General features: G+C 44.9%; 17 protein-coding genes and 1 riboswitch. Of the genes, 8 read left to right on the forward strand and 9 right to left on the reverse strand.

Translation table 11 applies throughout. The features are described 5' to 3' along the window. Nucleotides 1–171 precede the first annotated feature (171 nt). On the reverse strand, nucleotides 172–915 hold the full coding sequence (locus K5Q73_RS02440; RefSeq protein WP_220759112.1) for a spermidine synthase: 744 nt from the start codon (nucleotides 913–915) through the stop codon (nucleotides 172–174). Between the two features lie 305 nt (nucleotides 916–1,220). Here K5Q73_RS02440 and K5Q73_RS02445 point away from each other — a divergent pair, with 305 nt between their 5' ends. Next, nucleotides 1,221–1,745, forward strand: coding sequence for a DUF3332 domain-containing protein (locus tag K5Q73_RS02445; protein WP_220759111.1), 525 nt, complete (start codon nucleotides 1,221–1,223; stop codon nucleotides 1,743–1,745). Between the two features lie 75 nt (nucleotides 1,746–1,820). Here K5Q73_RS02445 and K5Q73_RS02450 read toward each other — a convergent pair whose 3' ends face one another. Both K5Q73_RS02450 and K5Q73_RS02455 read right to left on the reverse strand, forming a co-directional pair. Beyond that, nucleotides 1,821–2,558, reverse strand: coding sequence for a dienelactone hydrolase family protein (locus K5Q73_RS02450; protein ID WP_220759194.1), 738 nt, complete (start codon nucleotides 2,556–2,558; stop codon nucleotides 1,821–1,823). 70 nt (nucleotides 2,559–2,628) lie between these two features. After that, nucleotides 2,629–3,618, reverse strand: coding sequence for a 2-hydroxyacid dehydrogenase (locus tag K5Q73_RS02455; protein WP_220759110.1), 990 nt, complete (start codon nucleotides 3,616–3,618; stop codon nucleotides 2,629–2,631). A gap of 677 nt (nucleotides 3,619–4,295) precedes the next feature. Between K5Q73_RS02455 and K5Q73_RS02460 the strand changes: the two genes are divergently transcribed. From K5Q73_RS02460 to asnC, 5 genes are all read left to right on the forward strand, one after another. Continuing rightward, nucleotides 4,296–4,706 carry a hypothetical protein gene (locus K5Q73_RS02460; protein ID WP_220759109.1) on the forward strand — a complete coding sequence of 137 codons (411 nt, stop codon included), beginning with the start codon at nucleotides 4,296–4,298 and terminating at the stop codon, nucleotides 4,704–4,706. Further along, nucleotides 4,666–5,217 carry a methyltransferase domain-containing protein gene (locus K5Q73_RS02465; protein ID WP_220759108.1) on the forward strand — a complete coding sequence of 184 codons (552 nt, stop codon included), beginning with the start codon at nucleotides 4,666–4,668 and terminating at the stop codon, nucleotides 5,215–5,217. The genes K5Q73_RS02460 and K5Q73_RS02465 overlap by 41 nt, the downstream gene beginning before the upstream one ends. A gap of 44 nt (nucleotides 5,218–5,261) precedes the next feature. Further along, a complete protein-coding gene (locus tag K5Q73_RS02470; protein ID WP_220759107.1) occupies nucleotides 5,262–5,552 on the forward strand; it encodes a hypothetical protein in 291 nt (96 codons plus the stop codon). A 107-nt stretch (nucleotides 5,553–5,659) separates the two neighbouring features. Beyond that, complete coding sequence (gene rluA / locus K5Q73_RS02475) at nucleotides 5,660–6,337, forward strand: bifunctional tRNA pseudouridine(32) synthase/23S rRNA pseudouridine(746) synthase RluA (RefSeq protein ID WP_220759106.1); 678 nt, start codon at nucleotides 5,660–5,662, stop codon at nucleotides 6,335–6,337. 206 nt (nucleotides 6,338–6,543) lie between these two features. After that, nucleotides 6,544–7,005 carry a transcriptional regulator AsnC gene (asnC, locus tag K5Q73_RS02480; protein WP_012154000.1) on the forward strand — a complete coding sequence of 154 codons (462 nt, stop codon included), beginning with the start codon at nucleotides 6,544–6,546 and terminating at the stop codon, nucleotides 7,003–7,005. A 93-nt stretch (nucleotides 7,006–7,098) separates the two neighbouring features. Here the strand turns inward: asnC and K5Q73_RS02485 are convergent, their stop codons facing one another. The 3 genes from K5Q73_RS02485 to K5Q73_RS02495 form a co-directional block, all read right to left on the reverse strand. Next, nucleotides 7,099–8,205, reverse strand: a complete 1,107-nt coding sequence (locus K5Q73_RS02485; protein ID WP_220759105.1) for a succinylglutamate desuccinylase/aspartoacylase family protein — start codon at nucleotides 8,203–8,205, stop codon at nucleotides 7,099–7,101. Between the two features lie 35 nt (nucleotides 8,206–8,240). Continuing rightward, entirely contained in the window at nucleotides 8,241–9,611 is a 1,371-nt protein-coding gene (lysC, locus tag K5Q73_RS02490) for a lysine-sensitive aspartokinase 3 (RefSeq protein ID WP_220759104.1), read from the reverse strand. Between the two features lie 145 nt (nucleotides 9,612–9,756). Next, nucleotides 9,757–9,938, reverse strand: a riboswitch (Lysine riboswitch). A 100-nt stretch (nucleotides 9,939–10,038) separates the two neighbouring features. Beyond that, entirely contained in the window at nucleotides 10,039–10,467 is a 429-nt protein-coding gene (locus tag K5Q73_RS02495; protein ID WP_220759103.1) for a DUF3293 domain-containing protein, read from the reverse strand. A gap of 561 nt (nucleotides 10,468–11,028) precedes the next feature. Here K5Q73_RS02495 and arcA point away from each other — a divergent pair. Next, a complete protein-coding gene (gene arcA, locus K5Q73_RS02500; protein ID WP_220766125.1) occupies nucleotides 11,029–11,745 on the forward strand; it encodes a two-component system response regulator ArcA in 717 nt (238 codons plus the stop codon). 435 nt (nucleotides 11,746–12,180) lie between these two features. On the opposite strand, the gene K5Q73_RS02505 is transcribed toward arcA, so the two are convergent. Then, nucleotides 12,181–14,427: a S9 family peptidase gene (locus K5Q73_RS02505; protein WP_220759101.1), complete on the reverse strand. Its 2,247-nt coding sequence runs from the start codon at nucleotides 14,425–14,427 to the stop codon at nucleotides 12,181–12,183. 275 nt (nucleotides 14,428–14,702) lie between these two features. On the opposite strand from K5Q73_RS02505, the gene K5Q73_RS02510 reads away from it, so the two are divergent. Beyond that, nucleotides 14,703–15,692: a class 1 fructose-bisphosphatase gene (locus K5Q73_RS02510; protein ID WP_220759100.1), complete on the forward strand. Its 990-nt coding sequence runs from the start codon at nucleotides 14,703–14,705 to the stop codon at nucleotides 15,690–15,692. Nucleotides 15,693–16,214: 522 nt separating this feature from the next. Here the strand turns inward: K5Q73_RS02510 and K5Q73_RS02515 are convergent. Further along, a complete protein-coding gene (locus tag K5Q73_RS02515; RefSeq protein ID WP_220759099.1) occupies nucleotides 16,215–16,976 on the reverse strand; it encodes a hypothetical protein in 762 nt (253 codons plus the stop codon). Between the two features lie 563 nt (nucleotides 16,977–17,539). After that, entirely contained in the window at nucleotides 17,540–18,505 is a 966-nt protein-coding gene (locus tag K5Q73_RS02520; protein ID WP_220759098.1) for an ABC transporter permease, read from the reverse strand. Nucleotides 18,506–18,508 lie beyond the last annotated feature (3 nt).

Genomic DNA, 18,508 nt, shown 5'->3' on the forward strand with positions numbered 1-18,508 from the left:
ATGCAGGGGAAAATAGAGGAAAAATTCTGCTTTTAGCTGCGAATGAAGGAAAAATCGATTAACAATGACAGTCTACGCCCGCTAACACTGACAGCATCAGCGGGATAAAAGTAATTAATGCTTAACTTTACAGAGAGTTATTTAGTTGTAACTAAAGCTTTTAGCCTAGAACTACTCCCAAACATCGAAGCGCGTCAGCGATCTACCGAGCTGGAAATCAAGTTGCTGCGACAAAGCCTGAGCTTTAGTTTTTAAACCACTGGCACTGATCTCGCGCTTGGCCTTGCCCGCAAACACTACCCAGTTACCACTGCCTGTAAGGCAGGCGCGAACCTCGACGAAATGCGTATTAAGGTAGCCGAGTAATTCACGGTTCTGGCTGTGCTCTTTCCAGCAGTTCAATACTAGATAGCCATCGGCCTTAATCAAAGCGGCGCATTGAGCAATAAAGGTCTCAGACACTTGCGCCGCATCAACGCCATCGGCGCTATAGATATCGGCAAAAATTACATCAACACGCTTATGATCGCCAGACTCAAGAAACTGCTTCGCATCTTGATTAATCACCTTAAGCTTTTTACTTAGCGGCAACTGAAAGTAACGTTTAGCCAGCTCAATTACATCGGCACGTAATTCAACTGCGGTGAGTTTTATCCCGGCATCGAAGTGACGCAGCGCGTGGATCAATCCGCCGCCGCCGAGACCGAGTACGATAGCGCTCTTAGGTTGGCTATAGAGCAGCACTAATAACATGGCTTGCACATAGGTGTGCTGTGGAATATGTGGCGTAGCTTTGAGTAATTTACTCTGCTCATCATTTTCGCCGAAGGCGAGGATCCTTGTTTCCTTATCTTCGAGTACGATAAGTGGACCATATTCATCTTGGGTTTGGTGTAAAGTTTGAAAATCTGACATGAGCGCTCCGACAATTGAGGCGCTATTATACTCAAACAACGTGAAAAAACCCGCTTCAATAAAATGCTGCGGTTAAAAACACTCGCATAGATGGCTACCTGCCCGCCACAACAATTTACACACAGCTACCGATAAAAAGCAGCAGCAAACCAGATATAAATACAAGCACCACACCAAGCAAACAAACACCACCAATGCCACCACAAATAAAACAAGTTCCCAACCCAGAGTTGCGACCTGGCTCTCATTTCCTTTTTTGTCGATACATACAATCTGCGCAATTCTAAAATCACTTGAAAATATCCATGAAAAAGACAATTTCAGCAGTCGCGCTAACTGCAATCCTAAGCACTCAACTTACCGGCTGTATGGGCCAAATGGGCCTAAGTGCCATGGTAACTAAAGCTAACCTAAGTGCAGTAGACAACCGTTACGGTCGTGCTGGCCTATTCATTCTTATGAGCCCTATTTATGGTTTCGCGGCAACAGGCGATCTATTTATCCTTAACAGCATCGAGTTCTGGACTGGTACTAACCCAATCACAGGCCGTTCACCTGCTGTTGTTGATATGCCAGTTGAAGCTATTTTCAAAGTAAACAAGCACATTGATGGCGACCTAACTACTGCTCCGCTAAAAAACATCAAGTTGACTAGTGCTTCTATGGTTGCGACTGATGAAAACACTTTAGCGATGACGCTTGTTTACGAAGACGGCAGCCAGCAAGTGATGTCAGGCGTTAAAGATAACGACCATGTTGATTTCTACCTAGATAATGCCTTTATTGCACGTGTTAGCACTGCAGAGCTAGCTGCTTACCAGCAAGGTTAATATCGAGTTTGAACAAAATGAAAAAGGGGCGAGTCAGTAATGACTCGCCCCTTTTGCTGCTGAAACCAGTAAAAACTACTTTAAGGTTCTCTGAAAAAATGCCACCGCCTGCTGATACATTTGAATAGCAAGCGCTGGGTCATACCTATCACTTCCATCTCGCATAAAGGCATGCTGAGCATTCACCTCTAACCAATTAAACTTGCGCTCAGTGGCTTCAAGTTTGTTATAGATAGCTTTACGCCCTTCACTAGAAACATGAGGGTCTTGCTTACCAAACACCAGTACTAACTCGGCTGCTATATCGCCGGTGCGGCTCAAGGAGTCGTTGCCTTTGTTGCAAGGTAGCGTATTAGAATGGATATCGGTTGGATATAAACAGAAAGCTGCTTGAATATCAGGGTTAAGTGCGGCGCGATAGGCCAAATGACCACCAATACACACACCCATGCTACCAATATTACTGGTGCAAAAACTTAAGCTACGAGCAAAATCCACCAGCGCCTCGGTGTCGCTGTCATGGTGCTCAAGCGGCTTAGCAAACTTATCTGCGTTACCCTTATCTTTACCAATATCATCGTACTCAAGCACAGTGCCGATAGGGTTTAATTCATGAAACACCTCAGGCACCAGAACGACAAAGCCATGGCCTGCTAAAATCGCAGCCGCCCGAGCGATTGGTGCCGTTTGCTGAAAAATCTCAGAGTAGAAAATAATAGTCGCGAACTGCCCTTCAGAGTCGGGGCGGTATAGATAGGTTCGCATAGTACCTGTGGCGGTAGAAATATCATGAACTTCTTGAGTAATGATCATCGGCTCTCTTTCCTTAGATGCTGGCAATTTGTCGCTTACCGCAATGCAGAAAGCGACAAGTGACATGAGGTTAATACAGCTCGTTAGGGCAATGCTCTCCAGCCAATAGTTGAGTCACGTTGGTAAGTGTCGTATAAGCAATCGCGCTCAAAGCTTCTTCGGTTAAGAATGCCTGATGGCCTGTAAAAATCACGTTATGGCATGCCGACAGACGTCTAAACACATCGTCTTGAATGATCTCGCTCGACTTATCTTCGAAGAAAAGCTCTTTCTCATTCTCGTAAACATCTAAGCCCAGTGAACCTAGCTGACCCGATTTTAGTGCTTCCATCGCATCGAGGGCGTTTAGCAGACCGCCACGACTAGTGTTAATCACCATCACGCCGGGTTTCATTTGGCTAAAACTGTTCTCACTGAGTAAATGATGATTATCTTGGGTTAATGGGCAATGCAGGCTAATCACATCGCAGATGGGGTAAAGTTGCTCGAGCGATAAGTACTCAATACCTAAATCGATAACGGCTTGGCTCGGGTATGGGTCGTGAGCTACGACTTTGCAACCAAAGCCTTGCAGCACCTTGATAGTCGCTAGACCAATCTTACCCGTACCTATCACGCCAACCGTGCGGCCATGCATGTTAAAGCCGACTAAGCCCTCTAATGAGAAGTTGGCATCTCGGGTGCGCTGATACGCTTTATGAATTTTACGGTTGAGGGTCAGCATCAGAGCCACGGTGTGCTCGGCAACAGACTCAGGTGAATAGGCTGGCACATTGACCACCTTCATACCTAAACGCTCGGCAGCTTCTAGATCGACATTATTAAAACCTGCACAGCGCATAGCAATAATCTTGGTTCCACCTTGTGCTAGCTCTACCAACACCTCTTCGCACAGTGAGTCATTGACGAAGGCGCACACTATTTCAAAGCCTTCAGCTAACTTAACCGTTTGCATGCAAAGGCGATAATCGAAGTATTCTATCTTGGCGCTGAATGCGGCATTGGTGCGATCAAAATATTGTGTGTCGTAATGTTTAGCGCTAAAGAAGCCTATTTTCATTGTAGAAACCTTATCTAAATGAGGAGGGAAACTTGAACAGTGTATACCAATCGCTATTAGAAAGTAGTCATCTTGGGGTTATTTTTTGCCGTTTAACTCAGGGATATTGAGTTGCTATTGATATAGCTTTTGACACAATTTCCCTCCCAAAATAACGACTAAATTACAGAATACAAATAAGGCTTATCTTGCTGCTTTTCTGCAATCGGTACCGAGCTGTGACGGCTGTGAGTGATATATTTTCAATTAAGCATGAGGTTAGGATTAGGCTTGAGGCTTGAGACTTGAGACTTGAGACTTGAGCTTTGAATGATTGCATGTGGCAAGAAATTACAGGCAAAGAAAAAGCGAGCTCCTGACAGCTCGCTTTCCAGCTTATTCTGAAGGCTTTGCTAGGGAGTTAAGGATAAATTATCTCCGCCATTCAGACCGACGCAATTATTGACTGAGCATGAAAATATCAATAATAGCAAGGAGTAAGCTACTGCTCACTAGCCTACCACTATCTATAAATAGGTATTGATATCTGCTTCACAAATTTACTGTATAGCCAGTAATATTGCCTTCAGAATAATCAAAACTGTCCATAAAGCTGAGCTTGTGATCTCTCAACGCTTTTCAAATGGTCATTTCCTGATAAGATTTACGCCAACCTAGTAGCTCAAGACTCCTTAAATATGGCCAGAAAAGAACTCACCGAAAAACAATTTATGGTCCAACGGCTTTCTAAGACCGCCCTACGCGCTTTGCATATTTTGGGGATCACAGGAGCTGGCGGTGGCATTTTACTGCACGTTCCTCAAGAGCAATGGCTAGTCTACTGGATCATGGCCATGGCGACAGGCGCAGCCATGATGGCTTGGGAAATCGTGCGTGACTGGCGCTGGCTAATCCAACTAAAGGGCGTATTAACCTTGGTAAAGCTCGGCTTACTCGGTTTATTTATCCCCTTTGCCACATACAAGCCTGAGCTGCTGATCGCTATCGTGTTATTATCAGTAGTCGTATCTCATGGCCCGGCTGGGCTAAGACACTTTTCAATAGTACATGGACGCAGAATTGGTGGAAGAAAAGAAGTTAAAGGCTAACAGCGCAGCGCTTATTACTCAGTATTCAGCACTCACTCAATACCTAACACCCGCTTGTAAGGTACTCGATCTAGCCTGTGGTAGCGGTCGCAATGGCCAATGGTTTAGCGACAGAGGCTGTCATGTAAGCTACCTAGACCGCAATCTAGCTGGCTTAGATGTCACCGCAGACGATAGCAGTATCGAGTTACTCGAGTGGGATCTCGAAGATGGCAGCGCGCCGAAGCTCCCCGCCGAGCAGTACGATATCGTACTGGTTTTTAACTACCTGCACCGCCCTCTCTTCGAGCAAATCATCAATTGTATCAAGCCCGGAGGGCTGATTATTTATGAGACCTTTACCGAGCAGCAAGCACAAATAGGTCGGCCGAAAAATCCCAACTTCTTACTCAAAGCGGATGAATTACGAGCAATATTTGCCAATTGGCACACTCTCCAGTACGCTGAAGATCTATTCGGAGAATTACCCAAGGCTAGCTATAAGGCACAGCTTATTGCTCAAAAGCCTTAGGAATAATATCCATCGAGAAAAAATTGCAAGCAACGGAGGCCTGCATGTTCCCATACCCTGAACAGTATCGCATTGCGATGCCACCTATGATCACTGGGTTTATGGTTGTTTGGGCTCTGCTCAGCCGCTTAGTGTTTGGTGATGCCAGCGTATTAAGCCTATACCCGTTATTAGCCCTTTTCCCCATCATTATCTTGCTACATCTCTACCTGATCTGGGATGCCAGAAGCATGGGCCGCCTAGACCAATCTTTTTATGCCTTGATCCACTGTGCGCTAGCATTTGTAGTTTGGACCTTTGCCATCATGCACGTTAACGGAGAAGGCTTCTCATAGTCTTTTGTGTTCGATACAGACAAGTTGTTATGGATTATCTCGAATCTGCTTGCATGAAGAACGGCCTAAGAGGTATCTTTGCCGCGCATTTTTAATAAGGTTCAATCATGACTGATTTCGTCTACTCCCCTCCTACAACGCCTTGGCTTGAAGTCTTACATCAAGACAAAGACATTATGGTTGTTAATAAGCCATCGGGTCTGTTATCTGTTCCGGGGCGAGATCCAGCCCATGCTGACAGTACTTACACTCGAGTATTGGCCGAATTTCCAAATGCAAAAATCGTCCACCGCCTAGATATGGCGACCTCTGGCGTCATAGTTGTAGCCTTGCTGCGCAGCGCCGAGTCAGAGCTTAAGCGTCAATTCAGAGAAAGAGAAACCCAAAAGACCTACTATGCAAGGGTTGCTGGGCATGTCAAAGAGAGCCAGGGTACGGTTAACCTACCGCTTATTTGTGACTGGCCAAACCGTCCAAAACAGAAAGTGGATCATAAGATAGGCAAGGCTTCACTGACTCATTATGACGTGATCAGTTATGGCAAACGCTCAACCTTAGTGAAGCTAACGCCGATCACCGGCCGCTCTCATCAGCTGCGAGTACATATGATGGCGCTAGGCCATCCTATTTTAGGTGATAACTTCTACGCCGACCCGTTAGCCAAGCGACTCGCACCTCGATTACTGCTACATGCACAATCGCTGACGATCACCCATCCTTACACTAAAGAGCCAATAACTTTTAGCTGTGACGCCCCCTTTATGGAAGCAGAGGGAGAACAGTAGTCGCTTTCATCATCAGTTCTCTCTAACGAATTGATATTGCTTCCAAGCATGGCGCCAACAACCATGGTCAGTTATTGGCGCTAATACTAAGCCTATGTAAAATGGAAGATGTGTTACCTGCAGCACTTCTTTGATAAATCAGTAGTATATTCATCAAAAAATACGTAAATTAGTTAGCTAACTAATAAGCAATTGACCTATTTATTATGGAAGTCCCATTTCAAAGAGACTCGCTCGATAATCAAATCTTATCGGCATTGATGAAAGAAGCCAGAACCCCCTTCGCAGAATTAGCCAAACGCTTCGGCGTAAGCGCAGGCACCATACATGTGCGCGTTGAGAAAATGAAACAGGCGGGGATCATCACCGGGGCGCAAATTACCGTAAACCCTAAGGCTTTAGGTTACGATGTCTGCTGTTTTATTGGTATTAATTTGAAGAGTGCCGGTGACTACCCTGCCGCCATCTCTAAACTCAACGAATTAGAAGAGGTCGTTGAGGCCTACTACACCACAGGTAACTACAGCGTGTTTGTAAAAGTCATGTGCCAATCGATTGATGGACTGCAGCATGTATTGATCAATCGTATTCAATCTATCGATGAGATCCAGTCGACCGAAACCCTAATCAGTCTACAAAATCCTATCGTACGCGCGGTTAAGCCATAATCTTTTAAAAAATAACGAACTAAACTCTCAACTAAAAAAGGCTAACATCAGTTAGCCTTTTTTATCCTATCAAGCATTATCGGCAATCGTCGCCTACAACTCAAAAAGATTGGTCATCACCTTATAAAGCTCAGTTCCTTGATACACAGATGCCGAAGCAAAATGCAAAATCGGCACGCAGTCTTGCTCAAGACTCAGGCTTGTTAACTCCTTATCTGATCCATACAAATCTAGCCTTAAGATGTTCGCCAGTGGCATTCCAGCTTTGAGTGGTTCACCTAGCTCAGCCTTGTACTCGACAAGCCCGGCCGTTGGCGCATGAAACTTCTTATAATCTTTTAGGTAGCAGCCATATCTAGCCATTTCGACAGGTGCAACCTTATCTGTAACCACACCACGATGGCTTAAATAAGCCAAAATCCCCTTAGCATCAATTAGCGCATCATCCATATCGATACGCTCCTGGCTGGCTAACTCCAAGGTAAATGCCGCTACCGGAACCTTAAAATCGCGCCCCTGAGATTGCACATATTGTGTCAGTTGCCACCAAGGGCAAAATGCCGCTTCATCCATGGCGCCGCCAAAATCATTGGGGATCACCAGACTAAAAGGAATCGAGAATAAAGAGGCCGACGCCACATCGTATTCAGGACAATACATATGCTTACACGACTTAGGCCCGGTATGCAGATCGATAACAATATCAGCCTCGTGAGCCATGGTCTGCAGCGTTACCGCGAGGCGTTTACCCGTAGTCACTCCCCACTCACTATTTAAGTGAGAATGACATGACTTAATCAACAACAAACGATATGCCTGGATCAGTGCCTTATCATCTAGATGCGCATGCTCTTGATACCAACTGGCTACATCAAGTTTATGATCCAGATATTCCCGGTTCCAGTTAACCCCAGTGATAGGGTCAAAACGGCCAAGGGTAAACTCACCGCTTTTTTGATTAATCCCTAAAGGATTAGCCAAGGGCAGTAAAGTGACTTCGCCCTTAACATCCAGCTTTTCCAGTTGCTTCATTAACTGAAAAATCACCGCGTTGCCCTGCACCTCTGCGCCATGAACATTAGCTTGAATAAACACGCTTGGCGCGTCGAGATCTTGTGCTGGGATCCGGTAAACAGGAACGCTCAGTTCCTGTCCCGTAGCCAACTCGCCTACTCTCAGGTTCGATTGGGTAAATTTCATAAAAGACTCTATTTCCTGTTCGCGTCGACTGTTAACTAGGCTTCAAACAAGTTTTCATGTAAGGCACCAATAACGTTAGCCGCCTCTGCTTCGTCCACCAAAATACATAAGTTGTGCGGGCTAGCTCCTTGGCAGATCATACGAACATTGTAGGTTTCAAGCACTTCAAACACTCGGCGACACACACCAGCTGTTGACGCAATATTGTTACCAATCACAGCAACAAGCGCTAAACCGTCTTCGACTCTAACTCGGCAATGCTGCGATAGCTCTTGCAGCAGCGCCTCACTCAACAAACCTTGGCCACTCGAGTCTGAGCCTGTTTTGTCGAGTGTCAGTGCCACGTTCACCTCAGATGTGGTGATCAAGTCGACACTTATCTTATGTCGTGCCAGTGTTGCGAACGTTTCGGCAAGGAAACCTTGAGCATGAAGCATCTGCAGGCTATGAAGATTTAATAGAGTTTGGTCTCGGCGCACTGCAACGGCGCGGTAGACAGGCTCACTTTTAACCTGATGACGGATCCAAGTTCCACCTTGCTCCGGTGCCCAACTTGAGCCAACAAAAACCTGAATCTTCTGCCTCACTGCCGGTAAAATGGTTGCCGGATGCAGCACCTTAGCGCCAAACGTTGCCATCTCGGCCGCTTCGTTAAAGCTTATTTCTGGGATAGGTCGAGCGTTAGGAGCCAGACGAGGGTCGGTAGTATAGATCCCGGCAACATCGGTCCAGATCTCAACCGCATCGGCTTGCAGTGCTTCAGCTAACAGTGCTGCTGAGTAGTCGCTGCCACCGCGGCCAAGAGTTGTGGTGTGCCCTTCACTATCTGCGCCCACAAACCCTTGAGTTACGATAACTTGATCGCATAATAAAGGCTCTAAATGCTGCTTAGCCAACTCGGCAATAATGTCAATCTGCGGCTCGGCGCGTCCATGATGGCTGTCTGTTCTAAGCACTTGGCGCACATCAAATGCCAATGCGCTAGCGCCTTTTTCTCGCAGTACCGCGGCAAAGAATACTGAAGAACACATCTCACCTTGAGATAAAATCTCATCCATCACCGCCTTACTGCGAGTCAGCTTTAAGCGCTCACTTAGAGTCGAGATATGGCTAAGAATGCCATCAATTTTGGCCGCTACATCGCTTGGGTTCCCCAGCTTATCGAGGATTTGATATTGAATCGAAGCAATTTTCTTGATCAGAGCCTTAGACTCTTCAACGCTGGTTTCGGCCTGAGTCAACGCGACGAGCTGGTTGGTCACCCCACTCGAAGCACTCACCACCACCACCCGAGTTTGCGGATTAGCAATAATGATATCGGCGCAGCGCTGCATAGCGTCATAATCGGCAACAGAGGTTCCACCGAACTTGGCAACATTTAAGCGAACAATTGATTCTATAGACATAATGCAGCCTCCACGCAAAATAGACACGGCTGACATTGACGAGAATGGGTATTTTTATTAACTAACATGAATAAGCTCCGAACTAACTTCGTTCGAAGAGCCTGGTGCTATGATATGCGCCCCATAGAATGGAGAAACAGCGATCGTCACCAGAAGCTCTCCACCAAAAAAACATAGGTGACAATCGACAGGATTCAGCCTGAACAACCAACATTCAAGCCCGACCAAACGGCTATGAATATCTCGGCGCTAATCTCCCTCATAAGCCATCTTTGGGGTTTGGCCCCCTCCAACTTACTACCTAGTTAGCGCTCCTCTTCTGTAGTTATTTGTATGACAGCATCCGTTGCTTTGTATACAAAATAACAGGTTAAAAAATATCAAAAAATAGCCAATTAAGTCAACGGAAATCTAAGATGATTTAATTTTACTCAATATCAGGCAACTCTATCACCCTGCGCACTCGTGGCGAGAACGCACCGAGAAAGGCTTCTTCCCTTGGCATTAAACAGGGAACTAACTGCAAACGGTCACCTTCAACATAATAGATGGCATTTTGATTAAACAAGCGGCCAAGCTGTATCGCCGATGCCTTATCGGTAGAGACCGCCCAACTCTTCTCCATATGCCTTCTATCTTGAGAAGCACCGACCATAGATCGGTAAGGTAGGCCCAGTTGCTGTATTTCATGCTGCAGTTTTCGGTCTAGAAGGCCATTTTGACAGGGGGAGAGAACCTCTCCTTTTGGGTTGTATGCGGTGATAATTGCGAAGGATAATTGAGCAGATAATGTTTGAGAAAACAGGAATTCGGTTTGTTGATAATAGTGCCAAAGGCTATCTACTGAGTTGCTCATTGCTAACAATTTCTCCAATTTAGGTGTAATTATTATAGCAAACTCGTTAGCCCTTCCCAGTAGCGTGACATTAATCACAATTAACATTATAGCCAAAACAAATAAAATCAATCAGATAGAAATTAAATAGTGATCTAAATCATATCGTCGAGGAATTTTGTTAACATTTCATTTGTTAACAAATGCCTAAAACGAGTACAATAGCGCTTGTTGATTAGCTCACCCTGATACATGTAACGAAAACATTTTGTTACACATACGAGAAACAGACAGAAGCGTAATCCACACAACTGTATCAAATGTGAACTATGTTTGATTTAACATTTAAACTTCATATAAAACGGTAGCTAAGGAAACTTTTTCTACTATTGTTAATCAAAGTTTAAGCAGTTCACGTTTTCCATATGTGAGATACCCATACTTTGCTAGCGCATGCAGTGTGTTGCTGTTTCAAACCAAATTTGAAAGCACCTACGTGTATCAGTGAATTATCAGCATAACTAGATGGAGTATAAACTTTTTATACTCATGGTTAGAATTGACAGAAATTAGGTAATTAATATGCAAAACCCGCACATTCTGATTGTTGAAGATGAAGCAGTAAGAAGAAACACACTTAGAAGTATTTTTGAAGCAGAAGGATATGTGGTAACTGAAGCCAATGACGGCGCTGAAATGCATAAGGCTATGCAAGACAACAAAGTTAACTTGGTGGTTATGGATATTAACTTACCAGGTAAGAACGGTCTTTTACTCGCTCGTGAACTTCGTGAAATAAATAATATCGGTCTAATCTTCCTAACAGGCCGTGATAACGAAGTTGATAAGATCTTGGGTCTTGAAATTGGTGCTGATGACTATATCACTAAGCCATTCAACCCACGTGAATTGACTATCCGTGCTCGTAACCTATTAACTCGCGTTAATAGCACTGGTACTGATTCAGAAGAGAAAAGTGCAGTTGAGTTCTACCGTTTCAACGGTTGGAGCCTTGAAATCAACAGCCGCTCTCTAGTTAGCCCACAAGGTGAGTCATACAAGCTACCACGCAGCGAATTCCGCGCGATGCTTCACTTTGTTGAAAACCCAGGTAAAATCCTAAGCCGCGCAGACCTTCTAATGAAGATGACTGGCCGTGAGCTTAAGCCACATGTCCGTACTGTTGACGTAACAATCCGTCGTATCCGTAAGCACTTCGAAAGCTTGCCTGATACGCCAGAAATCATCGCAACAATCCACGGTGAAGGTTACCGTTTTTGCGGTAGCTTAGAAGATTAATTCTAAGCCCCGTTATATGCACTGCCTGCAGTACATATAAATAAAAAGCCAGTCAATTGACTGGCTTTTTTTATGTCTGCAATTAGACACCTTGAGCGAACATGCATATTAAATGGCGCTTAAATTAGAGTATAAACTTAAATAGTAGTGAAATTTACTCTGCAAGAAACTTAACTGTCTGCCATTGAGTAATGCTATTCCATTCAAGCGAGTAATCATAAAGTAATAGGTGGTAGAGAATAAGTATTAACTCTGCGCTATAGCTCAGCTCCTGCCAGTAAATATATACAGATCTCGATTCGAGCCTGCTCCATTGCTATTAATGATATTTAATTTCAAATTAACCTTAATAAAAAAGGCGTGGTCTACTAATTGCTTTATATAAATCACAATTAACAGTACCAACGCCTGATTGATATCACACTAGCCTTTGGGTTATTGCTGCTTAAGCTCTCTATTTAAAAAGTCTGCTAGTGAGCGATATAAATGTATTCTCACCTTCTCGCCACGCATTGAGTGCTTCGAACCAGGATAATCTATCATCTGAAACAATTTACCTTCATCCTGCAGTGCTTTGTAAACACGGGTACTGTTTTCAAACAACACGTTATCATCTGCCATACCGTGATACATCAGCAATCCAGACTGATAACCGCCGACATACGGCAGTACACTGCTTGCCTCGTAACCTTTGGCATTGGTGTTAGGGTTACCCATATAACGCTCGGTATAGTGAGTGTCATAAAGCGACCAGTCTGATACTGGTGCACCTGAAATCGCCGCCTTAAAATAGTCTGGCGCTTTAAAGATGCTCATTAGTGCCATATAGCCGCCATAGCTGTGACCATAGATGGCGATGTTGTTAGAATCGACATAAGGTAAGGTGCGCAGGTAATCCACTCCAGCCTTTTGGTCATTTACCTCAATTTCACCAAGCTGCTTGTAAATTACATACTCAAACTTGGTGCCGCGATGAGCTGAGCCGCGATTATCTAGCTGATAAACGATGTAGCCTTGCTGCAAAAGGTGCTGAGTAAAGTAGTCTTGATGACTCCAGCTGTTAACCACCAGCTGCGCATGTGGGCCGCCATAGACGCGTACCACAACTGGATACTGCTTATTAGCATCAAAGTTAGTAGGCTTGAACATGCGATATTGCAGCATTTGGCCGTCTTCAGCCTTTAGTTCACCAAACTCAGGTAGCTGCCATAAGCCAAAGTAGTCATAAAGTGGATGACCTTTCTTTACCTCATTTTGCTCAACCCAAGCTAAACGCTCGCCATTTTGATCATGCAAGCTCACCTGTGGTGGTTGTGACAAACTACTGAAGTAATCTAGATATACCGGTTTGTTGTCGGCAAATACCGTTGAGTGCATGCCGCTACGCTGGCTAATGTTTTCAACCTTGCCACCAGCCAATGCAACTTTATAAAGCTGCTTCTCAGTGACTTTGGTTTTACGACCGATGAAGTAAACTTCGCCCGCCTTTTCATCGATATATTCAACCGCATCTACCGCCCAATCACCTGAGGTAAGCTGGCGAATAACCTTGCCATCTAAGCCAATCAAATACAGGTGATTAAAGCCATCGCGCTCTGACGCCCAGATAAATGCCTTTTGCTGCTTTAAAAAGTGCAAATCGTCATTAAGATTTATCCAAGCTTTGCTGCGCTCTTGCACCAAGTCTTTATCGTTTTTAATATCATCAATTGCCACAACACGTAAGTCTAGCGCTTGCTGATCTCGGCTCTGCCACTGATATGACAAATGCTTACTATCAGGCAGCCACTTAACTCGCGGCAAGTAGATATCGGTATCTTTACCTAAACCCACCCAAGCGACTCGTTTATCTTTAAGGGTCACTACGCCAAGCTCGACCTTGACGTTATTCTCGCCAGCGTAGGGATAACGCTGCTCGGTCAGCTTAATTCCGTCGGCATAAATTTCATTGCGGGTAACCAATTCCACGCCCGATTCATCGATGCGAGTATAGGCTATCGCCGACTCATCCGGCGCCCACCAGTAACCCGTCATTCTGCCCATCTCTTCTTGAGCTACAAATTCGGCCATGGCATTTTTAATCGCGCCGCCGCCATCGGTAGTCAGCGCGGTGATCTTTTGCGTTTTTAAGTCCAACACATACAAGTTTTGCTCACGCACAAACGACACAAAATGCCCTTTAGGCGAGAGTCTCGCATCAGTCGCAAAGCCCACACCCGTTTCAAGCAGTTTTACCTTGTTGTCATTGACCGAGTAGTAGTACAGCAAGCCCGCAGCGGGAATTAAAATCGCCTCACCATCGTCAGACCAAAAGTATTCCATGATCCCCTGACCATAAATACGCTGACGCTCACGGCGCGCCTTTTCTTCGTCAGACAATTCACCCGCTTCAAGCTTATCAGCATCAATTAGCAGGCTTTGCTTACCACTTGCCACATCCATCTGCCACAAGTCATACAAATGTTGATTGTCTTTGCGTCCAGCAAGATAGGTAACACGCTTACCATCTGGTGACAGCTTTAGCCCGCGTGGGCTGCTGCCAGCAAGCGCAGGAGATGCGTACATACGCTCGATAGTGAGTGGCTCGGTGCCACCGGGGAGTGATGATGCTTGAGCAGTTGCTGTAGAGCTCAGCACCAAAGGCAAAGAGGCTAGCAGTAAACTCATCCAATTCTTTTTCATTATTATTCCCTGGATTAATCGCGAAATCTTATTCAGTCGTTCCTAATTGACAGTTAGACTGAAAATTCGCCTACATTGTGCCTTAATCATTAGCAAAACAAAAACTATGCACTCAAACCCTGCTTTAGTCCTACTTGAGAGCAATCAAGCAGAAAGCCAATCTTTACGGCTGAAAAAACTAGCGCACTGAGGTATCATCGCCACAATAATAAAGAATACACTTTTGTCCTGACCTCAAACTCAATTTACTCACGTAAAATTGTATAGGAAACAAGATGCAAACTCTGGCTGAAAACCTGACATCACAAGCAATTTCTCCTACTCTTGAAAAACTTATCCTTACCCTAGCTAACACCTCTAAAGAGATTAGCCACGCAGTACGCCACGGCGCACTAGCAGGCGTATTAGGCGCAACAGAACAAGAAAACGTTCAAGGCGAGACTCAGAAGAAACTCGATATCATCACCAATGATATGCTCAAAGATGCCCTAAAGGCCGACGGCACAGTGCGTGGTATCGCATCGGAAGAAGAAGACTACGTGGTAGAAGCCGATGCTAACGGCGAGTTCCTAGTATGTTTTGACCCACTAGACGGTTCATCTAACATCGACATTAACTCACTAGTGGGTACTATCTTCTCAGTATTACCAGCACCTGCAGGCGAGCTAACAGAAAAAAGTTTCTTACAAGCAGGTCGTAACCAAGTGGCAGCGGGTTATGTGCTATATGGCCCATCAACCATGTTGGCATTAACGACTGGTCAAGGCGTACAGCTATTTACTCTAAATCCTGAGACTAACGAGTTCTTGCTAACCAACGACGCGATGGCGATTAGCAAAGACACAGGCGAGTTTGCGATTAATATGTCAAACCAACGCTTCTGGGAAGCGCCAATGCAGACTTACATCAGCGATTTATTGCTAGGTAAGATTGGCCCACGTGAAAAGTCATTCAACATGCGCTGGATTGCCGCCATGGTGGGCGACGTACACCGCGTACTTTGCCGCGGCGGTATCTTCACTTACCCAACAGACAACAAGAACCCAGAGAAGCCATACAAGTTACGTTTAATGTACGAAGCTAACCCAATGGCATTCTTGGTTGAGCAAGCAGGCGGTAAAGCGTCAACTGGCTATGAAACCATTATGGATATTCAGCCAACTGAAATCCACCAACGTGTAGCGGTTATTCTTGGCTCTGCCAATGAAGTGGATGCGTGTCTTGAGTATCATGCTCAGGATTACAGTGAAGAGCCTTCTTTATAGGTTCTAGGGGTTGAGATAGGTCCTAGGCAAGGCTGAGACGACAGGAGCCGTGAAAGCTTAGTCGGTGTCGGCCAAGACGGTAAAAGCCGGAAAAGAAAATCTAAAAGAAAAGCACAATCCTATGATAGTTAGGGTTGTGCTTTTTTTTGCGCCGAACTTTTTGGCGCAGGGAGCTTGTTGTTATCAGGCTACGCCTGACTTTTAAGTTAGACTGCGTCTAACAACTAAAGTCGTGAGCTTCCAGCTCACACACGGGCAAGAGGGGATCAACAGCAATCCCCTCTTGCATCACCCCTGCCGCCCCGACGAAGTTGTTTTCCTCGCACTTATTCAAAATAACCTAACGCTTCCGATGGGACATCCTGTCCCGCGAAAGCTATGCCCACATCCGTGTGGGCATTACGGTTATTTCCTCACCGTCCTTCGGCAACTTCGATGGGGATTGGGTGTTTTCTCTAGGCTTAATTAGAAACGTCAGACTAGGTATTAAAATGTTTACTGGCACCACATATCTACTAATGCTCAGTTAACAGGCCCAGCGTTTTTTGCTACGTCCTTGTTGAGCTGCTTATTAGGAGCTGGTTCATTGTAGCTTATTAATTTGAAATCTTCGGATTTTGAAATGCAGATGCTATTGTCCTTTGAAGATAGGCTAAATAGCCTACTACCTAAAACACCTATGTACCTAAATTTTTCTTCGCTTGCTGATGAGCAGTAACCATTGCTAACCACATAATAACCTAGTGATTTGTGATCCATTGCCACTTCGCCATTTGCATACCCTTTATCGAATGACACTGTAGGTAAGAAGCAAAATATTGAAACAACAAAGACCCTTAAATTTACCGGTAGTTTTAGTAAATATTTATTACTGAAGATGATGTATAAAAACAAGATCAGAGACAGCAATGGATAAAGCCCTCTTAACCGCATGTACCCAGTTTCTGTCATTGCAGTATAAGCCGAGCTGCCTAAGCTAAATAAAATCATTGAAACACAGTAGAACTTAAGCAAATAAGTAAAACCTTTGAAGATGCCCCCAGCCTCCATGTACTCATCATGCGGCTTTTTTGACATAGAATTGACTCCATCCATTGCTGAATAAGCAGCAAGGATGCCTATAGCAGGGAGAGCTGGATAAACAGAAGCTTTTACAATCTCAGTTAAAGCTACATATGAAAGGATATTGATATCAAACTTTATCCAAAATCCCCACAGATAAGAAATTCCTGAGAATAAAGCTAGCCCATAGACAATTAATGTGAGGTTGATTTTTGTACTCATAACTTCCTTATTAACTCAGGCTCTTAACATTTTAATATGACACTCGCGCGTTTTGTCGATACCTGCAGGGAAAACGCGCATAGCATTGTTTCTTAAAATTATATTAATAACAATATATTAAATAACATAACCGAGAATTGTATCCAATACATCTTGGGTAAAAGCGCACATGCACATCACTCATAACAAAGTGAGCAATAAACTTCTCGTTTCTGCGATACAACTGTATAGAAACACTGTTGACTTGAATTAGACACCAAACAACTACGATCTAATGAGTACACCAATTACCAGGTGTAGATACGGCTGCGGGCTTCGGTTTCAGGGATGAAACCGCAGAGCGTATAGGGATATATTTACAGCGTCTCGCAGCAGTGTCTGCACATCCCTCGCTGGAGGCGATTGATAACGATGAAGCATCAATACAAACCACACTCACAGGAAACACCTACTAAGCCCTAGTTTTGGGCTAGAAAACAAAAGAGTTTACTGAGCCAAACATTACAAATATCGGCTCAAGTAAACTCTTTAATCTCAATCGAAAAGTGCGTTATTAGCGAAACCTAACGTGATTTCACATATGGTTTACCAATCGCCTTTGGTCCTACTGCGCGGCCAATAAAGCCCGCTAGTAGCAATACCGTCAGGATATAAGGTAACACCTCAATCGCTTGTACTGGAATTTCGCCAACTAGCGGTAACTCAACACCTTGCAGACGAATTGCAATCGCGTCTAAGAAACCAAACAGTAGACAGCCAAACAATACTGGTACAGGCTTCCACTTACCGAAAATCAGTGCCGCTAAGGCGATAAAGCCTTTACCCGCACTCATGTTAGGTACAAAGCCTGCGCTGTGTGCAGTCGATAAGTAAGCCCCTGCCATACCCGCTAATACACCGGCAATAATCAATGCGCGATAACGGATCCACGCAACTGAGATACCCGCTGTATCTACCGCATGTGGGTTTTCACCAGCTGCACGTAATCGCAGACCAAAACGGGTTTTATAAACGACCCAGTAAACGGCTGGTACCGCAAACAACGACAGGTACACTAAGAAGTTATGACCTGATATTAGCTGACTATAAACCATGCCAATAACCGGTACATCGGCTAATGCGTCTGCAAACGGTAAGGTGATAGCAGTAAAGCGTGAATCATCAGTTAGCGCTGGCGTTTGCCCACCTAAACCGAACCAGAAACGACCCAAGGTAACGGTTAAGCCAACCGCTAGCATGTTGATGGCTACACCAGAAACGATTTGGTCGCCGCGGTGGGTAATGGTCGCAAAACCATGCACTAACGACAGCATCACTGAAACACCTATGCCCGCTAGCAGACCAAGCCAAACAGAGCCTGTTATAGAAGCCGTTGCCGCTGCAGCAAAGGCCGCAGATAACATCTTGCCTTCTAGCGCGATGTTAACGATGCCTGAGCGCTCAGAGAAAAGTCCGGCCAGTGCAGCTAAGATTAGCGGCGCCGATACACGTAGCGTTGCATCTAAGATTAGAATGATATTCTCAAACATAAT

This window comes from Shewanella sp. MBTL60-112-B2 (assembly GCF_019655055.1).
In the GTDB taxonomy this organism is placed as follows: Bacteria; Pseudomonadota; Gammaproteobacteria; order Enterobacterales; family Shewanellaceae; genus Shewanella.